Source organism: Rhizobium sp. PRIMUS64, from assembly GCF_023006465.1.
GTDB classification, from domain to species: Bacteria; Pseudomonadota; Alphaproteobacteria; order Rhizobiales; family Rhizobiaceae; genus Rhizobium; species Rhizobium leguminosarum.
Window position 1 is genome coordinate 1 of the sequence record NZ_JALBGX010000109.1, and the last position, 22,107, is coordinate 22,107.

General features: G+C 61.3%; 22 protein-coding genes, 1 other RNA gene and 1 pseudogene. 16 read left to right on the forward strand and 8 right to left on the reverse strand.

The window, feature by feature from the left end:
* From MOV76_RS29735 to MOV76_RS29745, 3 genes are all read right to left on the reverse strand, one after another.
* Positions 1-2,094, reverse strand: a 2,094-nt coding sequence (locus MOV76_RS29735; protein WP_247265885.1) for a mechanosensitive ion channel family protein, incomplete at its 3' end; no start/stop codon positions are given.
* Positions 2,095-2,302: 208 nt separating this feature from the next.
* Entirely contained in the window at positions 2,303-3,334 is a 1,032-nt protein-coding gene (gene gnd / locus MOV76_RS29740; RefSeq protein ID WP_247265886.1) for a phosphogluconate dehydrogenase (NAD(+)-dependent, decarboxylating), read from the reverse strand.
* 135 nt (positions 3,335-3,469) lie between these two features.
* The gene (locus tag MOV76_RS29745; protein ID WP_018445932.1) at positions 3,470-3,952 is read right to left on the reverse strand and encodes an SRPBCC domain-containing protein; all 483 of its coding nucleotides are present in this window, start codon (positions 3,950-3,952) and stop codon (positions 3,470-3,472) included.
* Between the two features lie 70 nt (positions 3,953-4,022).
* On the opposite strand from MOV76_RS29745, the gene MOV76_RS29750 reads away from it, so the two are divergent.
* The 4 genes and pseudogenes from MOV76_RS29750 to MOV76_RS29765 all read left to right on the forward strand — a co-directional run.
* Positions 4,023-4,355 carry a helix-turn-helix transcriptional regulator gene (locus tag MOV76_RS29750; RefSeq protein ID WP_247265887.1) on the forward strand — a complete coding sequence of 111 codons (333 nt, stop codon included), beginning with the start codon at positions 4,023-4,025 and terminating at the stop codon, positions 4,353-4,355.
* Positions 4,356-4,431: 76 nt separating this feature from the next.
* Positions 4,432-4,968, forward strand: a complete 537-nt coding sequence (locus tag MOV76_RS29755) for a helix-turn-helix transcriptional regulator (RefSeq protein ID WP_247265888.1) — start codon at positions 4,432-4,434, stop codon at positions 4,966-4,968.
* 97 nt (positions 4,969-5,065) lie between these two features.
* Positions 5,066-6,049, forward strand: a complete 984-nt coding sequence (locus MOV76_RS29760) for an NAD(P)-dependent oxidoreductase (RefSeq protein ID WP_247265889.1) — start codon at positions 5,066-5,068, stop codon at positions 6,047-6,049.
* A gap of 123 nt (positions 6,050-6,172) precedes the next feature.
* Positions 6,173-6,469, forward strand: a pseudogene (locus MOV76_RS29765) (hypothetical protein); the annotation flags it as partial.
* 81 nt (positions 6,470-6,550) lie between these two features.
* Here MOV76_RS29765 and ssrS read toward each other — a convergent pair.
* The 3 genes from ssrS to MOV76_RS29780 form a co-directional block, all read right to left on the reverse strand.
* A non-coding RNA gene (ssrS, locus tag MOV76_RS29770) (6S RNA) lies at positions 6,551-6,709 on the reverse strand.
* A 69-nt stretch (positions 6,710-6,778) separates the two neighbouring features.
* Positions 6,779-7,156 carry a cell division protein ZapA gene (locus MOV76_RS29775; protein ID WP_018243466.1) on the reverse strand — a complete coding sequence of 126 codons (378 nt, stop codon included), beginning with the start codon at positions 7,154-7,156 and terminating at the stop codon, positions 6,779-6,781.
* A 15-nt stretch (positions 7,157-7,171) separates the two neighbouring features.
* On the reverse strand, positions 7,172-7,447 hold the full coding sequence (locus MOV76_RS29780; RefSeq protein ID WP_012758879.1) for a DUF4164 domain-containing protein: 276 nt from the start codon (positions 7,445-7,447) through the stop codon (positions 7,172-7,174).
* Between the two features lie 333 nt (positions 7,448-7,780).
* Here MOV76_RS29780 and tkt point away from each other — a divergent pair, with 333 nt between their 5' ends.
* The 8 genes from tkt (at position 7,781) to MOV76_RS29820 (ending at position 17,929) form a co-directional block, all read left to right on the forward strand.
* A complete protein-coding gene (gene tkt, locus MOV76_RS29785; RefSeq protein WP_026230595.1) occupies positions 7,781-9,754 on the forward strand; it encodes a transketolase in 1,974 nt (657 codons plus the stop codon).
* An 82-nt stretch (positions 9,755-9,836) separates the two neighbouring features.
* Positions 9,837-10,847, forward strand: a complete 1,011-nt coding sequence (gene gap / locus MOV76_RS29790) for a type I glyceraldehyde-3-phosphate dehydrogenase (RefSeq protein ID WP_026188518.1) — start codon at positions 9,837-9,839, stop codon at positions 10,845-10,847.
* A gap of 351 nt (positions 10,848-11,198) precedes the next feature.
* Positions 11,199-11,513: a hypothetical protein gene (locus MOV76_RS29795; RefSeq protein WP_018243469.1), complete on the forward strand. Its 315-nt coding sequence runs from the start codon at positions 11,199-11,201 to the stop codon at positions 11,511-11,513.
* 266 nt (positions 11,514-11,779) lie between these two features.
* On the forward strand, positions 11,780-11,959 hold the full coding sequence (locus tag MOV76_RS29800; protein WP_018445937.1) for a hypothetical protein: 180 nt from the start codon (positions 11,780-11,782) through the stop codon (positions 11,957-11,959).
* A 491-nt stretch (positions 11,960-12,450) separates the two neighbouring features.
* Entirely contained in the window at positions 12,451-14,325 is a 1,875-nt protein-coding gene (locus tag MOV76_RS29805) for a potassium/proton antiporter (protein ID WP_026188519.1), read from the forward strand.
* 70 nt (positions 14,326-14,395) lie between these two features.
* Positions 14,396-15,598 (forward strand): phosphoglycerate kinase, encoded by a 1,203-nt coding sequence (locus MOV76_RS29810; protein ID WP_247265890.1) that lies wholly within the window; start codon positions 14,396-14,398, stop codon positions 15,596-15,598.
* Between the two features lie 224 nt (positions 15,599-15,822).
* Positions 15,823-16,848, forward strand: coding sequence for a class I fructose-bisphosphate aldolase (locus tag MOV76_RS29815; RefSeq protein WP_222284762.1), 1,026 nt, complete (start codon positions 15,823-15,825; stop codon positions 16,846-16,848).
* Between the two features lie 157 nt (positions 16,849-17,005).
* Positions 17,006-17,929 (forward strand): PhzF family phenazine biosynthesis protein, encoded by a 924-nt coding sequence (locus MOV76_RS29820; RefSeq protein ID WP_166480847.1) that lies wholly within the window; start codon positions 17,006-17,008, stop codon positions 17,927-17,929.
* A gap of 45 nt (positions 17,930-17,974) precedes the next feature.
* On the opposite strand, the gene MOV76_RS29825 is transcribed toward MOV76_RS29820, so the two are convergent.
* The gene (locus MOV76_RS29825) at positions 17,975-18,139 is read right to left on the reverse strand and encodes a hypothetical protein (protein WP_018243475.1); all 165 of its coding nucleotides are present in this window, start codon (positions 18,137-18,139) and stop codon (positions 17,975-17,977) included.
* Positions 18,140-18,312: 173 nt separating this feature from the next.
* Here MOV76_RS29825 and MOV76_RS29830 point away from each other — a divergent pair, with 173 nt between their 5' ends.
* From MOV76_RS29830 to MOV76_RS29840, 3 genes are all read left to right on the forward strand, one after another.
* Positions 18,313-19,611, forward strand: a complete 1,299-nt coding sequence (locus tag MOV76_RS29830; protein ID WP_018445941.1) for an MFS transporter — start codon at positions 18,313-18,315, stop codon at positions 19,609-19,611.
* An 86-nt stretch (positions 19,612-19,697) separates the two neighbouring features.
* Positions 19,698-19,889, forward strand: coding sequence for a DUF1192 domain-containing protein (locus MOV76_RS29835; RefSeq protein WP_018243477.1), 192 nt, complete (start codon positions 19,698-19,700; stop codon positions 19,887-19,889).
* Positions 19,890-20,281: 392 nt separating this feature from the next.
* Complete coding sequence (locus MOV76_RS29840) at positions 20,282-20,797, forward strand: DUF1465 family protein (RefSeq protein ID WP_018243478.1); 516 nt, start codon at positions 20,282-20,284, stop codon at positions 20,795-20,797.
* Positions 20,798-20,985: 188 nt separating this feature from the next.
* Here the strand turns inward: MOV76_RS29840 and rpmE are convergent, their stop codons facing one another.
* Positions 20,986-21,207, reverse strand: a complete 222-nt coding sequence (gene rpmE, locus MOV76_RS29845) for a 50S ribosomal protein L31 (protein ID WP_003542805.1) — start codon at positions 21,205-21,207, stop codon at positions 20,986-20,988.
* A 193-nt stretch (positions 21,208-21,400) separates the two neighbouring features.
* Between rpmE and MOV76_RS29850 the strand changes: the two genes are divergently transcribed.
* The coding region (locus tag MOV76_RS29850) for an ABC transporter transmembrane domain-containing protein (protein WP_247265891.1) at positions 21,401-22,107 on the forward strand (707 nt) is incomplete at its 3' end.

Consider the following 22,107-nt stretch of genomic DNA (forward strand, 5'->3'; position numbering starts at 1 on the left):
GCCCGCCCGCGCATGCGCGGCGTAGCGCGCGACGGCAGCATCCACCTCCGCGTCGCGATCGCCTGCCACCTGCACCGTCGGCACGGCGAATTCGATACCGTTTTCCTGGAAGGCATTGCGGATCATCGCCAGCGCATTGCGGCGGATGACGAATTGCTCGCCAGGCTTCGTCATCATCGACAGCCGGATTTCGATCGCGAATTCGCCGAACTGCTCGACACCCTTCATCTTCAGCGTCTCGATGATATGAGGACCGAATTCCGGATTTTCGAGCAGCGTCTGCCCGATCTGCTTGATCACCTTCTTCGCCTTGACGAGATCGGTGTCGTATTTGACGTTGAGGCTGATCTTGTCGATCGTCCAGTCGCGATTGAGGTTCTTGACTGCGCCGAGTTCGCCGAAGGGTACCGTCGTCAGCGGCCCGCGATGATGCCTGAGCTTCACCGAGCGCAGGCTGAAGGCCTCGACCACGCCCTTGTGGCTGCCGCTTTCGATATATTCGCCGATGCGGAAGGCATCGTCCCAGAGATAGAACATGCCGCTGATGACGTCTTTGACGATCGTCTGCGCGCCAAAACCGACTGCGACGCCGACGACACCGGCGCCGGCGATCAGCGGCCCGATCTCGATACCGAGGCCGGAGAGCACCATCAGAACGGCAATGACGGCGATCACGACGGCGAGAATATTGCGGAAGATCGGCAATAGCGTCTGTATCCGCGCGCGTTTGGCCTTTTCCTCATCCGTTGCTCCGCCATCCACGGATGAATTGAGCAGCTTGCCGTCGATATAGGCCTTGATGACATGCCAGAGCAGATCGGCGGCAAGCAGGATGACGATGCCGCCGATCACGCCCCGCGCGATCTTGTCGATCATCGTTTCGCCCGCGGCCATGGTATCGGCGCCGACGCCGAGCATATGCCCAAGCCAGATGGCGGCAACGGCAATGATCAGCGCCCGCACGCCACGGTCGAGCAGCACGGCTGCAATGCGGCGCGTGGCAAGGAAGCTCGCTTCGGTCTGCTGCAGCGATTTTACCGCAATCGTCGAGACGGCAAGCACGCGCGGCAGCAGCAGCACGTAAATGCCGAGCCAGAGCAGCCAGTTGAAGCCTGCGACCCAGAGGCTCCAGAGCAACAGGAAATAGACGGTGAGCGCCCAGGAGGCCCCGTGACCACGCTTCTCGTCCTTGTGCGGCCGCGACCAGACCGCCTCGATGGCGATCAGCAGCAGGCCGATGCCCAGGATGTAGCCGACGAGGAGCCGCACACTCGGGGAATAACCGAGCGGCTCCATCGACTGGATCACCGCCCAGCCGAAAATGAAATAGATGACGAAAGTCGCACAGCGCCGATACCAGAAGAATGCAACCGCGCGCGCCGGCATGATCGGATCAGTGATACCGTGCCGTTCTTCCTCCACCCGCGCAAGCCCGATGAGATCGACCAGTACGCCGCCGAGACAAATCGTGAAGCGCTGGACCACAAGCGCGACAACGCAAACGATCGCGATGCTCTGGCTGACCGGCGGCCAGCTGACGCTGAGAAGAGCAAGCGCCGTCGCCACTGCGAAGATCAGCGCCGGTATGACGCGCGGGGCGAGATGCATGCCCGCCATCTGCGCCGCCTGGCGGCGGCGGCGGAAGGCATAGCGGGCAATGCGCTCGACGATGGTGCCGAGCAGGAAAATCGCCAGAAACTGCGCCACCATGCGCGACCATCCGGTGGCGGCGATTTCACCGAAGAACAGCGAGGAAGCATGGCCGACCTGCGAGGGCAGCGTCATCGCCGCGTCGGAGACCATCGAGACGTGCCGGCGGGCATGCTGCAGCAGACCTGACAGCACCGACATCTGGTCGCTGGCCGCCGAATCGCTCGCGGGCGCCGTCGCCATTTGCGTCGACATCCATTGTTTGACCTGAGGAGTCTGCATGAGCTCCATCATCTGACGCACTTCGGCCGGCGGGGCGGCCGCGGCCGGCACTTGCGCCGGCGGCGTCTGGGAAAAGACAGGCGAAACCGCCGAAAAAAGCGCAAGCAATGCCAGTATGCCTGATATGACGGCCTTCAAGCCCCCTGCCATGCCACGCTCCATGACCGCCTCCAATGAAATGTCGGTCGCTCGTGCAAAGCAGCGCCGACACTTTGCAATGGATACTCGCGACCGTTGCCGCCAGCAAGCAGTAGGGAAACCATACCGATGGCTAGTAAAGGCAAACGTCGCCGCCTCCTCGAAACGAAGCACTGCGCTCGCTACGTCAGGATGACGGCTTTGTCGGAACGGTGAGTGAAGTCGCTTGCCTTCAGGATTTCGCGGCCGGTTTTTCCACGTGGCCGCCGAAGCCCGCACGCATCGCCGACAGCACCTTGTTGGCGAATTCGTCATTGTCGCGCGAGGAGAAGCGACCGTAGAGCGCAGCGCTCAGCACCGGCGTCGGCACGCTTTCGTCGATTGCCGCCATGATCGTCCAGCGGCCTTCGCCGCTGTCCGAAACGCGGCCGGCATATTTCGTTAGTGCGGGGTCAGCATGCAGCGCATCGGCCGTGAGATCGAGCAGCCAGGAGGTGATGACGCTGCCGCGGCGCCAGACTTCGGCGACATCCTGAAGGTTGAAGTCGTATTGGAAATGTTCCGGATGGGCGAGCGGCGCGGTTTCCGCATCGGTCTCATGCGAGGCTGCGCCGATATTGGCGTGTTTCAGGATGTTGATGCCTTCGGCATAGGCGGCCATCAGGCCATATTCGATGCCGTTATGCACCATCTTGACGAAATGACCGGCGCCATGCGGACCGCAATGCAGGTAACCCTGCTCCGCGGTGCTGGCCGCAGCCGCCTCAACGCTCCGGTTCGGCGAGGCTTCCGTCTTGCCGACGCCGGGTGCCAGCGTCGCGAAGATCGGCGAAAGGTGTTCGACGATACCCTTCTCGCCGCCGATCATCAGGCAATAACCGCGCTCGAGGCCGAAGACGCCGCCGCTTGTGCCGACATCGACATAGTGGATGCCCTTGGTGATGAGGTCGGCGCCGCGGCGGATGTCGTCATGGTAATAAGAGTTTCCGCCGTCGATGACGATATCGCCATTCTCAAGCAGCGGCACCAGGCTCGCCAGCACCTTGTCGACGATCGCCGCCGGCAGCATCAGCCAGATGGCGCGTGGATGGGTGAGCTTCGAGACGAATTCCTGGAGCGAAGCACTGCCGGTCGCACCGAGGCCTGCGAGCTCGGCAACGCTTTCCGGCCTGGCGTCGTAGACGACGCATTCGTGACCGCCTCGCATCAAACGCTGGACCATATAATTGCCCATGCGGCCCAAACCAACCATGCCAAGCTGCATAATGAATCTCCTGGAAACCGAAATGAAGTATCGAATCCGGAAATTAGCACCCGCAGTGTGACAGGCAAGCGAAGTCTCGGTGATATTGGCGAATGCGACGATTGCGCCACTGACCTCCTTGAGACCGACGTCCTGTCAAATGTCCGGCGCGCTGGCCGGCTCACCCTTCATTTCGCTGAGGAACATGCCCTCGCGCAGATTGATGCCATATTCGACAAAAGCCTTCATGCAGCAAAGCATCTGTGTCCAGCCTTCGCAGTTGAGATAGCTGCCGCGCCGGCCAGCATTGTCTTCGCGCCAGCCGGTCTCGGCAATGGTCACCAAGGTGCCACCGTCTTCCAACGGCTTGAAGTTCATCTCGACCAGCGTCTTGTACCTTGCTTCGTCCTCGCCGGTGCCGCCATCCCAGCGCAGCACGATGCGACTTTCCGGCACCAGTTCGACCACCTCGACCGGCGCATCCTTCCACCAGGTCACCGTCGTGCCCTTCACGAGCGGCGCGCTCGCCCCGCCAATCGTGGTGAAATAGCTGCTGAGCTTCTTCGGATTGACGACGGCATCGAACACCTCGGCGACGGGGCGGCCGATGCGGCCGGAAACGCGGATTCCGAGAGACATGACACTTCTCCTCTTCTCCATTGTGGCTGTTTCCGTTGTGCTTGGCTTCATTATGTTATAAAAACATAACATGTCAAGCGAAGCAACCGACGATCCTGTCTTCAAGGCGCTGGCGCATCATCGCCGCCGCGAAATCCTCGATCTGCTCAAGGATGCCCCCCGAACCACAGGGACGCTCTGCGAGATGTTTCCGCAGACGGACCGCTGCACGGTGATGCAGCATCTGAAGGTGCTGGAGGAGGCCGACCTGGTCATCGCCAGGAAGGAGGGCCGCGAGCGCTGGAACCACCTGAACAGCCTGCCGATCAAGCATATCTATGACCGCTGGATCAGCGCCTATGCCGGCCATGCGCTCTCTATCCTCGACCGGCTGAAAGGCGACCTGGAAGGTCAGCCCGAATAATGACCCGGCGTCAAACCGCCTTGCCGCCCGGTCCGCCGAAGCCTTATGCTGGCAAAAACGGCACGGGATCAGACGGATGACGATATCGGGAGCCGGCATACGCCGCATGCGGCTGCTGCGCAGCATGAAGCAAGGACATCTCGCCGAGCTTCTCGGCGTCAACCAGGCGACGATCTCACGCTGGGAGCGCGATCAGCTCGCCCTGTCGCCCGAACAGGCCGGCAAGCTGGAACGGATTTTCGCCTCGCCGCGACATGCAGCAGTCGATGCGGCGCTGAAGCGGCTGGTCGAGGATTCCGTCCGGCCGGTGCATCTGATCTGCGACCGCACCCACCGGCTGCTCTCCGCCTCCCGCCCGCGGCAGGCGGAGTGGCGGGCGCCGCTCGGCGCCTTTCTCGGCCGTTCTCTCTTCTCCTACGCCTCCGCCGAGATCGCCGCCGCCGAGCAGTCGCTGGAGGAGCGCGGCTGGCACACGGGTAAGCTCTCGTCGCTGACCCTCGATACCGGCGCCAACGGCAATGCTCTGCTGCCGATCGCCGCCGGCCGCGTGACCTGGGAAAGGATCATGCTTTCCGATGGCAGCGCCGGCCGTCTCGTCACGACCATCGGCTGAGCCTGCAGCTTTCCTGCATTCCCATGCATAATTTATGCGTTGTCTGGAAACCTTAGTCTTTATAGCGTCCGCCGCCGAACGGTCAGGAGACGATGTGATGACGATACTGGTGACGGGAAGTGCCGGCCATCTCGGCGAGGCGCTGATGCGAACCCTGAGGGCGGAAAGCCGCTGGGTGCGCGGCATCGATATCAAGCCCTCGGCTTTCACCGACATGGTCGGCTCGATCAGTGATCGCGCCTTCGTCCGGCAGGCGATGTCAGGCATCAGCCACGTCATCCATGCCGCGACGCTGCACAAGCCGCATGTAGCGACCCACGGCAATTACGATTTCCTCGACACCAATATCGCCGGCGCTCTGCACCTGCTCGAAGAGGCGACCGCCGCAGGCGTCGCGAGCTTCGTCTTCACCAGCACCACCAGCACCTTCGGCGCGGCATTGACGCCGGTTGCCGGCGAACCGGCGGCATGGGTGACCGAGGACGTGCTTCCCGTCGCAAAAAACATCTACGGCGTAACGAAACTCGCCGCCGAAGGCCTGTGCGAACTCTTTGCCCGCAAATCCGGCCTGCCGGTGGTCATTCTCAGGACGGCGCGTTTCTTTCCCGAAAACGACGACGATCCCGCCATTCGCAACAGATATTCGGCGGAGAATGCCCAGGCCAACGAGATTCTTCACCGCCGCGTCGACATCAGCGATGTGGTCGGCGCCCATCTGCTGGCGCTGGAAAAGGCACCGGCAATCGGCTTTGGCCGCTACATCGTCTCCGCCACGACGCCGTTTTCGGCGAGCGATCTTGCCGCGATCAGGCATAACGCGCCTCATGTCGTCGAACGGCTGTTCCCGGGTGCAGGCGCCCTCTACGCGTCACGCGGCTGGAAGATGTTTCCGGCGCTCGACCGTGTCTATGTCAACGAACGCGCAAGACGGGACCTCGGCTGGCAGCCGCGATATGATTTCCGTTTCGTGCTCGATTGCCTGCGCGACGACAGGGAATGGCGAAGCCCCTTGGCACTGGATATCGGCTCCAAAGGCTACCACGACGAAATCTTTGCCGAAGGGCCCTATCCGGTCGGATAGAGCAGCGAGCTGGAATGCGGATAGCCGAAAGCTGAGATCCTCTTCAGCACGACGCTTTCACTGAGAAGTAAGTGTCATCCAGATATCATGATCCCGTCATAGACCGTCTGCCGGGGATATGGGGCGACGCTGACACCCTTCATCGACCTCAACGACAAGGCCGAGCTTGCCCGCTTCGGCCTGCACAACGGCGCGCCGAACGACAAGAACAATCTGTCGGAAAAATGGGAAGCCATGGGGCTTGCGAGCGTTCTCGACCCGAACCTGCCGGACGACTACTTCCTGTTCGTCGCCAATGACAATGACTTCTTGACGCAGGATGGTTTCCAGGTGGGTGCAGCCTACAAGGCGGACGGCGGTGCCGACGTCGACACCATGTTCCAGGTCTTTCAGGTCACCCTTCCAGGTCTGAAGAAGTAGTCGCGCACTGACAAGGGCGGACGCGGAAGCCGCGCGTTCGCCCGCCATATCCGGGATCCCGGCCGACGATAAAAGGGAAGGGTGCGATCCACGACCACCGATGGATGTTTACGATCCTGGGTGCCTACAAACGTAGGTGGGCGCCGTGTGTCCAGGCCCACGGGCCTGGCCAGGGACAGCTCCCTTTGGATCGAGTATGGCCCCAGGGATTGTGGTTCCTGTCGAGAGGCGCAGACCGCATGGCGATATATAAGGTTGTTTGCGCTGACGCGCCAGTGGCGACGGAAGGCCGCCCCTATTTAATTGAGATCAATTGAGTTCCGGGGCGGACCGGCCATTCAGCTTGTCGGTGATGCCGCGGATGCGGCTCGACACCTCGCTCAGCGCTGCCGCAAGATTTTCTTCGGTCCGGGCGGTCGCGGCAAGCACCGTATCGCGATTGCCGCGTAGCGACTCGAGCTCGGATTCCAATCCGGCCACGCGGCGCGTCAGCTCGGCAATCTCGTCCACGATCATGATGCCGGCCATGACGGTGATCCTGAGATCACCGATTTCGCCGAACTGGTCCTTGAGATGGCCGACATAGCGGTCGAAACGGGTGGCGAGATCGGTCAGGTGATCCTCCTGCCCTTCCTCGCAGGCCATGCGATAGGCCTTGCCGTCGATCGTTACCGTCACCTGCGCCATGCCAAACTCTTTCTATCAGCGATCCAGAACTGCGCGGATCGTTTCCATCGCCGTCACCAGCCGCCGCGATACTTCGCGATTGACCTCTTCCAGCCGGTTGGCGCGGAATTCGGCCTGATCGAGCTCCTGCGCCAGCCGGGAGCGGTCGGCGTGCACGCGCCGCACCTCGCCCTCGATCTCGCCCTGCTCGCGCTGCCGCTCGACGCGCATGTCGACGGCGTTTTCGAGGCTCGAAATCGCCTGTCTCAATTCGTTGAGCGCTGCTTCCATGGTTTTGCCTGTGGGCATCATGTCTTTCCGATTCCCGCGCAGGATCCGCGAATCGGCACGCCGCGCCGATCCTGCGATTTCAAAAGGATATGCAGCTCGCCGACGGCCCGTCAATAAATCCTGTCACTTGTCCGCCAGCCTATCCTGTGGATGAGCGTTTTCCACATGCTCGTCGCATCAAATTCGTCATTTGTACAATCGCGCGATCAAATGTCAAAAATCGCCGCTGCCCGCCCGGATTTGGCCCGCCATTTATTGACTTGCCCGTCCCAACTGCTATGTCTCTGCCGCTTTCACTCGATGGTCTTGGAGGCTCGAGGCCATCCCCCGACACCCGGAACTTGCGGAAAAGCCATGACCTCTCCCGAACAACACGACCGGATGGCGAATGCGATCCGTTTTCTCGCCATGGACGCCGTTGAAAAGGCGAACTCCGGCCACCCGGGCATGCCGATGGGCATGGCTGACGTGGCAACGGTCCTGTTCACCAAATATCTGAAGTTCGATCCGAAGAAGCCGCACTGGCCGAACCGCGATCGCTTCGTGCTGTCGGCCGGCCATGGCTCGATGCTGCTCTATTCGGTGCTGTATCTGACCGGCTATCCTGACATGACGATCGAAGATCTGAAGCAGTTCCGTCAGCTCGGCTCGAAGACCGCCGGCCATCCGGAATATGGTCACGCGACCGGCATCGAAACGACCACCGGGCCGCTCGGCCAGGGTATTGCCAATTCCGTCGGCATGGCGATTGCCGAACGCAAGCTGCGCGAGGAGTTCGGCTCCGATCTCCAGGATCACTATACCTATGCGATCTGCGGCGACGGCTGCCTGATGGAGGGCATCAGCCATGAAGCCATCGCGCTCGCCGGCCACCTGAAGCTCAACAAGCTCGTTCTGTTCTGGGACAACAACTCGATCACCATCGACGGCGCCGTGTCGCTGTCGGACTCCACCGATCAGATCGCCCGCTTCAAGGCCGTTCACTGGAACACGATCGAGATCGACGGTCACGATCAGGCCGCTATCGCCGCCGCGATCGAAGCTGCCCACAAGTCCGACCGCCCGACCTTCATCGCCTGCAAGACGATCATCGGCTTCGGCGCCCCGAACAAGCAGGGCACCCACAAGGTCCACGGCAACCCGCTCGGCGCCGAGGAAATCGCTGCCACCCGCAAGGCGCTGAACTGGGAAGCCGAAGCCTTCGTCATCCCGTCTGATGTCCTTGACAGCTGGCGTGCAGCCGGCGCCCGCTCCGTCGAGCTCGTCAAGTCCTGGGAAGACGGCCTCGCCAAGGCTCCGGCCAGGGCCGAGTTCACCCGCCGCATGGCAGGCGAGCTGCCGGAAGGCTTCGACGCCGCGATCAGCGCATACAAGAAGAAGCTCGCCGAGACCAAGCCGACGGTTGCGACCCGCAAGGCTTCGGAGGACGCGCTCGAGGTCATCAACGGCTTCCTGCCGGAAACGCTCGGCGGCTCCGCCGACCTGACTCCGTCGAACAACACCAAGACCAGCCAGATGCATTCGATCACCCCGACGGATTTCGCCGGTCGTTACATGCATTGGGGCATCCGCGAGCATGGCATGGCGTCTGCCATGAACGGCATTGCGCTGCATGGCGGCCTCATCCCCTACAGCGGCGGCTTCCTGATCTTCTCGGATTATTGCCGCCCGCCGATCCGCCTTGCGTCGCTGATGGGCATCCGCGTCATTCACGTCCTGACGCATGACTCGATCGGCGTCGGCGAAGACGGCCCGACGCACCAGCCCGTCGAACAGCTCGCCGGTCTGCGCGCCATCCCGAATCTGATGGTCTTCCGCCCGGCCGACGCCACGGAAACGGCGGAATGCTGGCAGATCGCCATCAAGACGCACAACCGTCCTTCGGGTCTTGCTCTGACGCGCCAGAACCTGCTCGCAGCCCGCACCGAATACAGCGAGAAGAACCTTTGCGAACAGGGCGCCTATGTGCTCGCCGGCAATGCCGACGCCAAGGTGACGATCTTCGCCTCCGGCTCCGAAGTCGAAATCGCCGTTGCGGCTCGTACGGCACTCGAAGCCAAGGGCGTCACCGTCCGCGTTGTATCGGTCCCCTGCACGGAACTGTTCTTCGAGCAGCCGGAAGCCTATCGCAAGCAAATCCTCGGCAACTCGCCGGTCAAGATCGCCGTCGAAGCCGCCGTTCGCGAAGGCTGGGATGCGTTCATCGGACCGGAAGGCACCTTCATCGGCATGAAGAGCTTCGGCGCTTCCGGCCCGGTCAAGGAAGTCTACAAGCATTTCGGCATCACCGCCGACGCCGTCGTTGCGGCCGCGGAAGCAAAGCTTTAATGAGGGCGCCTTGAGGCGCTCTCCATCTCCTCAATTCCAGGCCCTCACCTATCGGGCCCTACTCTATCGGGAGTGAATGAACATGACAGTCAAGGTTGCCATCAACGGTTTCGGCCGCATCGGCCGCAACGTCCTTCGCGCCATCGTCGAATCCGGCCGCACCGACATCGAAGTCGTCGCCATCAACGATCTCGGCCCGGTTGAAACCAACGCCCACCTGCTGCGCTACGACTCGATCCACGGCCGCTTCCCGGCAACGGTGAAGGTCGAGGGCGACTCGATCATCGTCGGCAACGGCAAGCCGATCAAGGTCACGGCGATCAAGGATCCGGCAACGCTTCCGCACCGCGAACTCGGCGTCGACATCGCGATGGAATGCACCGGCATCTTCACCGCCCGCGACAAGGCTGCCGCCCACCTGACGGCTGGTGCCAAGCGCGTCATCGTCTCGGCGCCCGCCGATGGCGCTGACCTGACGGTCGTCTTCGGCGTCAACCATGACCAGCTCACCAAGGAGCACTTGGTCATCTCCAACGCGTCCTGCACCACCAACTGCCTGGTGCCGGTCGTGAAGGTTCTCGACGACGCCGTCGGCATCGACCACGGCTTCATGACGACCATCCACTCCTACACCGGTGACCAGCCGACGCTCGACACGATGCACAAGGACCTGTATCGCGCCCGCGCGGCCGCCCTTTCCATGATCCCGACCTCGACGGGTGCTGCCAAGGCAGTCGGCCTCGTTCTGCCGCATCTGAAGGGCAAGCTCGACGGCACCTCGATCCGCGTTCCGACCCCGAACGTTTCCGTCGTCGACTTCAAGTTCGTCGCCAAGAAGGCGACCAGCGTTGGCGAAATCAACGAAGCCATCCAGGCTGCTGCAAACGGCAAGCTGAAGGGCATCCTCGGCTACACCGACGAGCCGCTCGTCTCCCGTGACTTCAACCACGACAGCCACTCCTCGATCTTCGCAACCGATCAGACCAAGGTCATGGAAGGCAGCTTCGTGCGCGTCCTGTCCTGGTACGACAACGAGTGGGGCTTCTCCAGCCGCATGTCCGACACGGCAGTCGCTTTCGCCAAGCTCATCTGAGCGCTCTTCAGGCATCGACATGCAAGCGGCCCGGGAAACCGGGCCGCTTTTTGTTGCCATGCCTTCCGAACAAAACCGGCCTTCCCCGCACCAGAGCAACTCCAGGAAAAGTGCGAAGCGGTTTTCCGTCCGGAGTTGCGTAAAAACAAAAAGTTGGAGCGGTTCTGCGCTTCGATGAGAAGCTGAACCGCTCCGGCATCTTTTCGTCCATCGCCCGGATGAGATCTGCTAGAATACATCACCCTGGACATTCGAAATGCCCAGTTTCCTCGCGCATTGGCCACCGGCCAGGCGCGGCCACGCCAATACCGTGCGGCAGCACTGTCGTCCGCATGAAAATGAGAGAGATGGATGGATTACTTTACCGTTGAAATCGCCGGCCGCGCCGTTGCCAGTTTTCGCTCGGAAAATCACGAGGAAGCGACGCATTTCTTCGAGGCGGAAGACTTTCGCGACGATCTGACCATCCTGGAATCCGAAGGCAAGCCCCTGTGGGACCGCAAAGCGGCCCTGAGCTTGCGCAAGGCGACCACCGAGGAAGCAAGCGAAGTCGAGCACGCCTATGAATTCGACGACGATCCCGAACGGACCATCGAGGACGAGTTCGTCGTGTTCCTGGTCCCGGTCGCGGATCTGACCGACGAGGGCGAGGACACAGAAGACTGACCGCCGATCCGCATCTTTTTCCGGTTTCGACGTCATATCGAAGCGACGGGTTCGATATGGCGCCGCCGTTCGCAGGACAGGATGGCGGCGCAGTTGAGGCGGCCTCGGGTTCGAATTCGATAGGCGTCCCTGCGCGAAACCATCGTCGACGAATTCCCTGGCCGCAAGGATGGATCACGGGTTGGCAATCCGCTGGCCAAGCGTGCTAGATTGAGGAAATGCACAGCGCTGCACAATGGCTAAAATGAGCCAAGTGGAGGTGATAAATGGTAGAGGCACAAAAACGCTTGTCCCACACCACCCTCAAACGGCGGCAGCGATTTCACCCCAAGCGGGACGTCAGACCCGCCGTGCTGGCAAAGGCTAATCGTCTGGTCATCTGGGTTGCCGCGTTCATTGGCCTCTCGTTTCTTGCCATCGTCATGCTTCAGGCAGTGTTGGGATAGCAGAGCAAGTGCCGGTCGCTTCCGGCACAAAACGACAGCCGGCTGCTCTCGCTGGGCCGCCGGTATGTCCTACCCGATATCGAAAAATCTCCGCGTTCATTTTCCCAACTCTCCGCATCCGCGCCTGCAATCCATTCGTCCCGTCATTGGACAAGGCAAACGGGCCGCGTGAAAGGAGGAGCGTGTCTTATCCTGTTGCCATTCGCAGATACCGGCAGGAAAAATCGGTGCCTGTCTCTTTTGCCCTGCTCTCGCCTGATTTTCCTATACATTCTTTATAGAGAGTTTCTCCCGTAGCATTCCGTGTCGGTTGGCCGTCCGGCAGCCGTTCAGCAGCATGAAGCAGCATCGCGACGAGGTTAAGCCGCAAGGCCTACCCTTCTCTGACGTTTTGCCGTTTACTGATGGATCGCGCGTGAGGGAGGGTTTGAAATAAGGCGGATCGGCCGGGGCGGCTGTGTTCGCGAAGCAGTCGATGGAAAGGGGTGGGCATGGAAGCGTTCTATATCGTGGTGCTGGTCTCGACGGCGCTCGTGCTTCTTGCCGCTTTTTCGAGCCTGCTAGCCTTCCGTTTCGGCGCCCCCCTGCTGCTGCTCTTCCTGATGATCGGCCTTGCGGCGGGCGTCGATGGCCTCGGCATCGAGTTCAGCAACAATTACCTTGCCTATATTCTCGGTTCCATTGCGCTGGCCGTGATCCTCTTCGATTCCGGCTTCGGCACGCCGATGCAGGCCTTTCGGCTGGCGGCCGTGCCCTCTCTGGCGCTCGCCTCCGTCGGTGTGCTGATCACTGCCTCGCTCTTTGCCTTGGCCGCCATGTGGCTGTTGAATTTCACCTGGCTGGAAGGTCTGCTGCTCGGCTCGATCGTCGCATCGACGGATGCCGCCGCCGTCTTCTTCCTGCTGCGCATCGGCGGCATCAACATCCGCGACAAGGTGCGCTCGACGCTGGAAGTGGAATCCGGCACCAATGATCCGATGGCGATCTTCCTCACCATCGCCCTTGTCGAGGTGCTGGCGAGCGGCGAACGGTACGCCGGCATCAATATCGGCATGCTCGCCATGTTCGTGCAGCAGATGGGCCTCGGCGTCATTCTCGGCCTGCTCGGCGGCATGATGATCGTTCTGATCGTCAGCAAGCTCGATACCGATCGCGGCCTGACGCCGATCTTCGTGCTGGCGCTCGCTCTTCTCGTCTTCTCCTTCACCGGCGCGGTCGGCGGCAGCGGCTTCCTCGCCGTCTATGTCGCCGGCATCTACGCCGGGAACCGCAAGATGCAGGCGATCGGAACTATCAAACGCTTCCAGGACGGCATGACCTGGCTGGCGCAGATCATCATGTTCCTAGTGCTCGGCCTGCTCGCCACGCCGTCGCAATTTCCTGTCATCATCGTGCCCGCTATCCTGCTCGCTCTCTTCCTGATCTTCGTCGCCCGACCGTTGGCAGTCTGGCTGTCACTGCTTCCTTTCGATTATACCCAGCAGGAAATCGGCTTCGTCGCTTGGGTCGGCCTGCGCGGCGCCGTCTCCATTCTGCTTGCCATCATGCCGATCCTCGGCGGGCTTGAGAATGGCCAGATCTATTTCAACACCGCCTTCATCATCGTGCTGGTCTCGTTGCTTCTCCAGGGCTGGACGATCAAGCCCGTCGCCAAGAAGCTAGGGCTGATCATTCCGCCGCGCATCGGCGCCGTCGATAAGGTCGAGGTCGACCTGCCTGGGGCGGCCAACCACGAGTTGCTCTCCTACCGCGTCATCAAGGATAGCCCGGTGCTGCGCGGCGAGCGTATTCCGCGCTGGGCGACACCCTCGCTCGTCATCCGCGACGGCAAGTCGATGCGCTACCAATATGCCGGGCGGCTGCGCGAGCACGATCTTGTCTACCTCTTCATCGTGCCGAGCTATTCCCGGCTGCTCGACCGTCTCTTCGCCAGCCGGGCGCCGGTGGATGACGACGATGCCGAATTCTTCGGAGCCTTCGCGCTCTCCCCCGCCCGCCCCGCCGCCGATCTCGACGCCGCCTATGGCCCGGGCCTGCTCAACGAATCCGAAAAGGGCCTGACGATCGCCGAATTGATGCGGCAGCGCCTCGGCGGCAAGGCCGATTATGCCGACCGCGTCCGCCTCGGCTCAATCATCCTCATCGTCCGCGATCTCGACGAACACGACCACATCACCTCCGTCGGCATGTCGCTCGAAGCAGTCGAACCGGCAATTACGCTGCCGATCTTCATCAATCTCAAGGACATCACCCAGCGCATCCGCGACCGACTGAACGGACGCCGGAACCGGGAAACCAAGGCCTCCGAAAGCACGCCGAAAGCGCCGGCCGGACGCGACGAAGGCACACGCGAAAACGGCCGTTGAACGCCTTGCGTCTCGAATGATCCTTGCTATGTTCGGCGCAACTTTCGCCAACCACGACAGGATCCTCCCCATGCCTTCTTTCAAGACCCTCGACGATCTTTCCGACATCCGCGGCAAGCGCGTTCTCGTCCGCGTCGACCTCAACGTCCCGGTGAAAGACGGCAAGGTCACCGATACGACGCGCATCGAGCGTGTGGCGCCAACGATCATGGAATTGTCCGAAAAGGGTGCCAAGGTGATCCTGCTGGCTCATTTTGGCCGGCCGAAGGATGGCCCTTCGCCGGAGCTGTCGCTGTCGCTGATCGCCCCTTCCGTCGAGGAAGTGCTTGATCATGCCGTGCTGACGGCCTCCGATTGCATTGGCGAGGCCGCCGCCTCCGCCGTTGCTGCGATGAATGACGGCGATATCCTGCTTCTGGAAAACACCCGCTTCCACAAAGGCGAAGAAAAGAACGACCCCGACCTCACCAAGGCGCTTGCCGCCAACGGCGATATTTATGTCAACGACGCCTTCTCGGCCGCCCACCGCGCCCATGCCTCGACCGAGGGTCTTGCCCACCACCTGCCGGCCTATGCCGGCCGCACCATGCAGGCAGAGCTGGAGGCGCTGGAAAAGGGTCTCGGCGATCCGGCTCGCCCTGTCGTCGCGATCGTCGGCGGCGCCAAGGTCTCCACCAAGATCGACCTCTTGATGAACCTCGTGAAGAAGGTCGATGCGCTCGTCATCGGCGGCGGCATGGCCAATACCTTCATCGCCGCTCGCGGCACCAATGTCGGCAAGTCACTCTGCGAACATGATCTCGCCGAAACCGCCAAGCAGATCATGATCGAGGCCGCCACCGCGGGCTGCGCCATCATCCTGCCGGAGGATGGCGTGATCGCCCGCGAGTTCAAGGCAGGCGCCGCCAACGAGACGGTCGATATCAACGCCATTCCCGCCGACGCCATGGTGCTCGATGTCGGCCCGAAATCCGTCGAGGCCATCAACGCCTGGATCGAGCGCGCCGCAACCCTGGTCTGGAACGGCCCGCTCGGCGCCTTCGAGATCGAACCCTTCGATGCCGCAACCGTCGCTGCCGCGAAATACGCTGCGGGGCGTACTGCGGCCGGCAAGCTCACCTCCGTTGCCGGCGGCGGCGATACGGTCTCGGCGCTCAACCATGCCGGCGTTGCCGACGATTTCACCTATGTTTCGACCGCCGGCGGCGCCTTCCTCGAATGGATGGAAGGCAAAGAGCTTCCCGGCGTCGCGGTCCTCAACGCTGCAAAATAATCCGCAAGACTGATTTCGCAGATTTTACATGTGGACAGACCGCGGAAGAAAAGAAGCTTCCGCGGTCTTTTGCTCAGAGGACGAAAAAAATCCCAACTTTCAAACGATTGAATTGAATTCAATCGTTTCAATGACTTAGCCTTCCATTTTCCTCCCTATAAACTTCTGTTATCCGCGTTCTATATTCCTGAAGTGCCGATGTTTATTGTTGTGGAGAGAACGAAATGAGCGAACGAGTGGAAGACATTGCAGTGCAGATGGTTACGGGCGGCCGGGGACTGCTCGCCGCCGATGAATCGACCTCCACCATCAAGAAGCGTTTCGACGCGATCAATCTCGAATCGACCGAAACCAGCCGGCGCGACTATCGCGAAATGCTCTTCCGCTCCGACGAAGCGATGAAGAAATATATCTCCGGCGTCATCCTCTTCGAAGAGACCCTGTTCCAGAAGGCCGCGGACGGCACGCCTTTCGTCGATATCATCCGCGCTGCCGGCGCCATTCCCGGCATCAAGGTCGATACCGGCGCCAAGCCGATGGCCAAATATCCCGCTGAAACCATCACCGAAGGCCTCGATGGCCTCGGCGAGCGACTTGCCAGATATTATGAAGCCGGCGCCCGCTTCGCCAAGTGGCGCGGCGTCATCGCCATCTCGTCGACCTTGCCGACCCGCGGTTCCGTCCGCGCCAACGCTCAGGCGCTTGCTCGTTATGCCGCACTTTGCCAGGAGGCCGGGATCGTTCCGATCGTCGAGCCGGAATGCCTGATGGACGGCAAACCGGGCGACCACAATATCGACCGCTGCGCCGAAGTAACCGAGTTCACGCTGCGCATCGTCTTCGAGGAACTCGCCGATGCCCGCGTCAACCTCGAAGGCATGATCCTGAAGCCGAACATGGTGATCGACGGCAAGAACGCCCGCAAGGCCTCGGTCGCGGAAGTTGCCGAACGCACTGTCAAGGTGTTGAAGGCGACCGTTCCATCAGCCGTTCCCGGCATCGCCTTCCTCTCCGGTGGCCAGACGACCGAAGAAGCAACAGCCCACCTTTCGGCGATCAATGCCACCGGCGGCCTGCCCTGGTTCGTCACCTTCTCCTACGGCCGCGCCCTGCAGGACAGCGCGCTCAAGGGCTGGAGCGGCAAGCAGGAAAACGTCGCCGCCGGCCAGCGCGAATTCACCCACCGCGCCGAGATGAACAGCCTCGCTGCCAAGGGTAACTGGAAGAAGGACCTGGAAAAGGCCGCGTGATTATTAACGCTTAGGACTGGGCAGGGGCGGCAAAAGCAGTGTAGCCGCCCCTGCCCCGTCCCTCTCCCCTTCCTCCCATTGTCACGGCGACAAGAAACCGCTTCGTTCCGCGAAAAACCGTGATTACTCATAGCGGCCTGTCACAACAGGAGCCGCCATGAACACCCTCTCCTACGTCACCGTCGATGTTTTCACCTCCACTCGCTTCGAGGGCAATCCGCTTGCCGTCATTTCCGATGCGCGAGGTCTGAGCGATGCGGCGATGCAAAAGATCGCCACCGAGTTCAACTATTCCGAAGTCACATTCGTCCTGCCGCCGGAAGACACTCAAAATTCCGCCCGCGTGCGCATCTTCACGCCGACGATGGAAATACCCTTCGCCGGCCACCCGAACGTCGGCACCGCCTATGTGCTCGGCCAGCAGGCGGAGATCTTCGGCAAGCCGGTCGGCGATACGCTGCGCTTCGAGGAAAAGGCTGGCGTCGTCGAAGTCAGCCTGAAACGCAGCGGCGGAAAGGTTGCTGCTGCCGCCATCCGCGCACCGCAGCCGCTGGCGATCGGCGATATCATTGCCGAGGAAACCGTCGCCGGCTGCGTCTCGCTCGACCCTGGCGTCATCGTCAGCACCACCCATGCCCCGGTCTTCGCCTCGGTCGGCCTGAACTTCGCCATTGCAGAGCTGAACGGGCTCGAAGCGCTGGCCGCCGCCCGCCCGAACCTTGCCGGGTTTCAGGCAGCTGCCGGCCACCAGGCGACGAGCGGCCACGACTTCTCGCTCTTCCTCTATGTGAGGACAGCCGAAAATCCATGGAATATCCGCGCCCGCATGTTCGCGCCGCTCGATAACGTGCCCGAAGATCCGGCAACGGGCAGCGCGTCTGCGGCGCTTGGCGCCTATCTCGTCTCGCTTGCGCCGGAGGCCGATATGAACGCCCGCATCACCATTGAACAGGGCGTCGAAATGGGCCGCCGCAGCGTCATCACCCTTGATGTCGCGAAGTCCGGCGGCATCGTCAGCGATGTCGTCATCTCCGGAGGCTGCGTTTCCGTCATGTGCGGAGAAATAAGCTTGCAGGACTGACGATCCCGGTGGGGTCGTCGCCCCCGGTTATGCGTAATCCAGGGGCTACATCATGAAGTCGCGTGAAAGCAGAGCCACTGCCCAGACGCCGAAAGCGATCAGCGCGATCTTCCAGAAATCCATCCGCCGTCGGAGGCCGGGAAGCCCGAGCGGCTTGATCAGCTGTATCGCCATGGCAAGGATGAGCAGCAAGGCTATCAGCTTTGTCATGCTTTATTTTTTCCGTTTTTCGGAATGTCACAGGACGGACATTTTTCCGCGCGAACAAGAGGATCTCGACACGCCGTAAAGACATTCCGGGGCACAATCAATCATCTTGAGGCTGGGCTGACGCAGGTCCTGCCTTATGTCCATTGCAAATCGCTAAGACCGAGTCTGGGGAAATGAAGAGAAATCTGCTGTCCGTCGCCGCGCTGCTCTTTGGTACGCTCTTCCTTTTCATGGGCAATGGCCTGCAGGGCATCCTGCTTCCTGTGCGCGGCAATCTCGAAGGCTACGCCACGACGACGCTCGGCCTGCTCGGCACGTCATGGGCTGGAGGCTTTGTCATCGGCTGCCTGGTGGCACCGAAATTGGTGCGCCGTGTCGGCCATGTGCGCGCCTTCTCCGGCTTCATCTCGATCATCGCCATCATCGCGCTGGTCAGCGGCATCATCATCCATCCGGTCTGGTGGGTGGTTCTGCGGGCCGTCACAGGCTTCTCCACCGCCGGCACGTCAATGATCATCGAAAGCTGGCTGAACGAGCGCGCCAGCAACGAGAGCCGCGGCGCGATCTTCTCCCTCTATATCGGCATCACACTGCTCGGCGTTGTCGGCGGCCAGATGATGATCCCGCTCGAGGATGTGCGCACGCCGGTGCTGTTCATGATCTGCGGCATCTTCTATTGCATCGCCATGCTGCCGACGACGCTTTCGACTGCCGCTTCGCCGCAGCCGCTGAAGGCGGTGCGCCTCGACCTGCCTGCGCTCTATCGCAACTCGCCGGTCTCCTGCCTCGGCATCCTGCTCGTCGGCATCGCCAATGGTGCCTACGGCACGCTCGGCGCCGTCTTCGGCGCTGGCGCCGGCCTCTCCGACACCAGCATCGCCATCATGATGAGCGCCACCATCTTCGCCGGCGCCGTGATGCAACTGCCGGCCGGCCGGCTTTCCGATCGCATTGACCGGCGCTATGTGCTCGCCGCCATGTCCGGCATCGCTGCCGTTGCGGGCCTGCTGATCTTTCTGCTCCACCCGACGTCCGCCGGCTTGCTGATCGGGCTCGTTGTCCTTTACGGCGCGGTGGCCAATACGCTCTATCCGATCGCCGTTGCCCACGCCAACGACTTCGCGGCGTCGGAGGATTTCGTCAAGGTTTCCGGTGGCCTGCTACTTCTCTACGGCATCGGCACGGTGATCGGCCCGACGATCGGCGGCCCGGTCATGTCGGCGATCACCCCACATGCGCTTTTCCTCGTCACCGCCATCGCCCATGTGCTGATCACCGTCTACGCGATCATCAGAAGCCGGATCCGCGCCGCCGTCCCGGCCAGCGACCGCGACGCCTACACGACGATCCCGACCGGCACCTCGCCGATGCTGACACCGCAAAGCATGTCGCTTGCCGATCGCGGCACCGGCAAATCTCCTGAAACCGGAAAGTCTCCCGAAAGCGGCGATCCTGCGGTAAAGTTCGGCTAGAGCCATTCCAGCAAAAAGTGCGCGGCGGTTTTGCGTCCGGAATTGCGTGGAAAAACTATAGAGCATTGGCAAACGGAGGACGAACCATGAGCTTCATCGATGATGACCGGCCGCAGAAGAAAGTCGCCCACGAGATCGGCGCCGATCTCTCCATGCTTTCGGTCGACGAGTTGAAGGCGCGGGTGGAATTGCTGAAGACGGAGATCGCCCGTCTCGAGGCCGAGGCCGGTCGCAAGGCCTCCGGGCGGCAGGCGGCGGAAAGCTTCTTCCGCTCGTAATCCGCTAAAAACCCCAAAAAACAAGGCTATAGGCGGATAAAATTACCCGCCTCAAGTCTTAATTCGGCACAATGTTAATAAAATATTAAGCTTTATAAGATATTACTATATTCATCCGGATTTTCTCTGGATCTCAGACAGTTTTCCAAGCGGTGAATTGGTCTGATTTTTCTCCCTGTTTTACCTTGAGAGCCGCGTTTGCGGCTCTTCTTTTTCCTATTGGCCGGCGCACTTCCACGAAACTGTGGAGATTAACCCTTTCTTAAGAAACGGCTTGCGCATTTGGGCTAATGATACCATCTTAAAGTCATAAAGACCCGGCCTGGAAACTTTTCCGTCGGTGCCGGCGTTACCTGAATATATGTAGCTGCGTGCAAACAGGGACTATTGCGATGTCGGAAGTTGGGTTGAACACGATCAGTTTTGCAGGCCGCGCCGCTGCATCCTCGCAGTTCAAGGCACTTTACGCGGAAGGCATGTCGCTGGTCGAAGAGACTGCAGCCTACCTCGACGGCCAGGGCCGCGCCGCCTCCAAGGTTCTGCCGCGGATGGCCTCGGTTCTCTACGCCGCGGAATCGATGCGCCTGACCACCCGCCTCATGCAGATGGCCTCCTGGCTGCTGTTGCAGCGCGCCGTCAACAATGGCGAAATGTCCCGTGACCAGGTGCTCGCTGAGAAGAACAAGGTTCGCCTCGACGGCTTCAACGTCGACCGCGCCGCACCCGGCTGGGGTGACCTGCCGGAATCCTTCCGCGACCTCGTCGAACGCTCGCTGCGTCTGCAGAACCGTATCGCCCTGCTCGATCGCGAGATCTACCGCCCGTCCGAAGCGGTGATCATTCATGATAATCAGAACAGCGTCCAGGCCCAGCTTTCCCTGCTGCAGACCGCCTTCGGCAACAACTGACCGATCCGCAAGAATTCGATACAAACCGGCTGCATCTTACGCGGCCGGTTTTTTGTTTGCCGCTGAACACCACCATTCCGACAGCGTCCTTGGCGCGTCTGAAAAGACGCGCGGCGCTGTAAGCCATTGCAAACGCAAAAAAGCCCGGCGAAACCGGGCTCTCTTCGAATTCCATCGAGCAAAAGCGATTAGAGGCCGAGACCGCCGAAACGCTTGTTGAACTTGGAGACGCGGCCACCGCGGTCCATGAGCTGCTGGTTGCCGCCGGTCCAGGCCGGATGCGACTTGGAATCGATCTCGAGGTTCATGACAGCGCCCTCCGAACCCCAGGTCGAGCGGGTTTCGTATTCGGTGCCATCGGTCATGACTACCTTGATCATGTGATATTCGGGATGGATGCCTGCCTTCATAACAATCTTCCTGCGATACCGGAGTTCAATTTGCCGCATGCAGTTGCGGCCAACGAACCGATTGAATAAATGAAGCCGCAGTCGTGATGGCTACGGCTTCCCATTAGGATGCGGTGCCTATACATGAAGGACGCCTAGATAACAAGAGCCTACAGGCCGCATTGCGCGGGTCCTGCGGGCGATCGGAGACGATTTGGCAGAGCAGGCACGGGCTGAGGAAAGCAAAAGGCGGTCGCTACAGCCGCTCGGCAGGCTGACGCCCTACGTCATGCGTTATCGCGGCATGGTGGCCGGTGCGCTGATGTCGCTGGCGCTTGCCGCCATCACTTCGCTGGCGCTGCCGCTCGCCGTGCGTCGCATGATCGATCACGGCTTCACCCAGTCGGACGGCCGCTTCATCAACAGCTACTTCGCCATGCTGATGGTCATGGCCGTCGTGCTCGCGGTCGCAAGCGCGCTGCGTTATTATTTCGTCATCACCATCGGCGAGCGCATCGTCGCCGATCTTCGCCGCGATGTCTTTTCCCATGTGACGAGGCTGTCGCCCTCCTTCTTCGACGTCAACCAGTCCGGCGAGATCGTCTCGCGCCTGACCGCCGATACGACACAGATCAAGTCGGCCGTCGGCGCCACCGCCTCGGTGGCGCTCAGAAACCTCATCCTCTGTATTGGCGCCATGGGCATGATGATCGTCACCTCGCCGAAGCTTTCGAGCCTCGTCATCGGAGCGATCCCGCTGATTGTCTTCCCGCTCGTCGCCTTCGGCCGCTCGGTGCGCAAACGTTCGCGCGCCGCCCAGGATACGCTCGCCGATGCCTCCGCCTTCGCCAACGAGACGATCGCCGCGACCCGCACCGTTCAGGCCTTCAACGGCGAGGATGCCGCAGCGACGCGTTACGG

What these genes read in the sequence shown, in the direction of transcription:
- MOV76_RS29745 (WP_018445932.1), bottom strand. Translation starts at nt 3,952, where the DNA reads ATGTCTCTCGGAATCCGCGTTTCCGGCCGCATCGGCCGCCCCGTCGCC.
- MOV76_RS29825 (WP_018243475.1), bottom strand. Translation starts at nt 18,139, where the DNA reads ATGACAAAGCTGATAGCCTTGCTGCTCATCCTTGCCATGGCGATACAG.
- gap (WP_026188518.1), top strand. Translation starts at nt 9,837, where the DNA reads ATGACAGTCAAGGTTGCCATCAACGGTTTCGGCCGCATCGGCCGCAAC.
- MOV76_RS29840 (WP_018243478.1), top strand. Translation starts at nt 20,282, where the DNA reads ATGTCGGAAGTTGGGTTGAACACGATCAGTTTTGCAGGCCGCGCCGCT.
- MOV76_RS29755 (WP_247265888.1), top strand. Translation starts at nt 4,432, where the DNA reads ATGACGATATCGGGAGCCGGCATACGCCGCATGCGGCTGCTGCGCAGC.
- MOV76_RS29820 (WP_166480847.1), top strand. Translation starts at nt 17,006, where the DNA reads ATGAACACCCTCTCCTACGTCACCGTCGATGTTTTCACCTCCACTCGC.
- MOV76_RS29760 (WP_247265889.1), top strand. Translation starts at nt 5,066, where the DNA reads ATGACGATACTGGTGACGGGAAGTGCCGGCCATCTCGGCGAGGCGCTG.
- MOV76_RS29830 (WP_018445941.1), top strand. Translation starts at nt 18,313, where the DNA reads ATGAAGAGAAATCTGCTGTCCGTCGCCGCGCTGCTCTTTGGTACGCTC.
- rpmE (WP_003542805.1), bottom strand. Translation starts at nt 21,207, where the DNA reads ATGAAGGCAGGCATCCATCCCGAATATCACATGATCAAGGTAGTCATG.
- MOV76_RS29750 (WP_247265887.1), top strand. Translation starts at nt 4,023, where the DNA reads ATGTCAAGCGAAGCAACCGACGATCCTGTCTTCAAGGCGCTGGCGCAT.
- MOV76_RS29800 (WP_018445937.1), top strand. Translation starts at nt 11,780, where the DNA reads ATGGTAGAGGCACAAAAACGCTTGTCCCACACCACCCTCAAACGGCGG.
- MOV76_RS29835 (WP_018243477.1), top strand. Translation starts at nt 19,698, where the DNA reads ATGAGCTTCATCGATGATGACCGGCCGCAGAAGAAAGTCGCCCACGAG.
- MOV76_RS29775 (WP_018243466.1), bottom strand. Translation starts at nt 7,156, where the DNA reads ATGGCGCAGGTGACGGTAACGATCGACGGCAAGGCCTATCGCATGGCC.
- MOV76_RS29795 (WP_018243469.1), top strand. Translation starts at nt 11,199, where the DNA reads ATGGATTACTTTACCGTTGAAATCGCCGGCCGCGCCGTTGCCAGTTTT.
- MOV76_RS29810 (WP_247265890.1), top strand. Translation starts at nt 14,396, where the DNA reads ATGCCTTCTTTCAAGACCCTCGACGATCTTTCCGACATCCGCGGCAAG.
- MOV76_RS29780 (WP_012758879.1), bottom strand. Translation starts at nt 7,447, where the DNA reads ATGATGCCCACAGGCAAAACCATGGAAGCAGCGCTCAACGAATTGAGA.
- tkt (WP_026230595.1), top strand. Translation starts at nt 7,781, where the DNA reads ATGACCTCTCCCGAACAACACGACCGGATGGCGAATGCGATCCGTTTT.
- gnd (WP_247265886.1), bottom strand. Translation starts at nt 3,334, where the DNA reads ATGCAGCTTGGCATGGTTGGTTTGGGCCGCATGGGCAATTATATGGTC.
- MOV76_RS29815 (WP_222284762.1), top strand. Translation starts at nt 15,823, where the DNA reads ATGAGCGAACGAGTGGAAGACATTGCAGTGCAGATGGTTACGGGCGGC.
- MOV76_RS29805 (WP_026188519.1), top strand. Translation starts at nt 12,451, where the DNA reads ATGGAAGCGTTCTATATCGTGGTGCTGGTCTCGACGGCGCTCGTGCTT.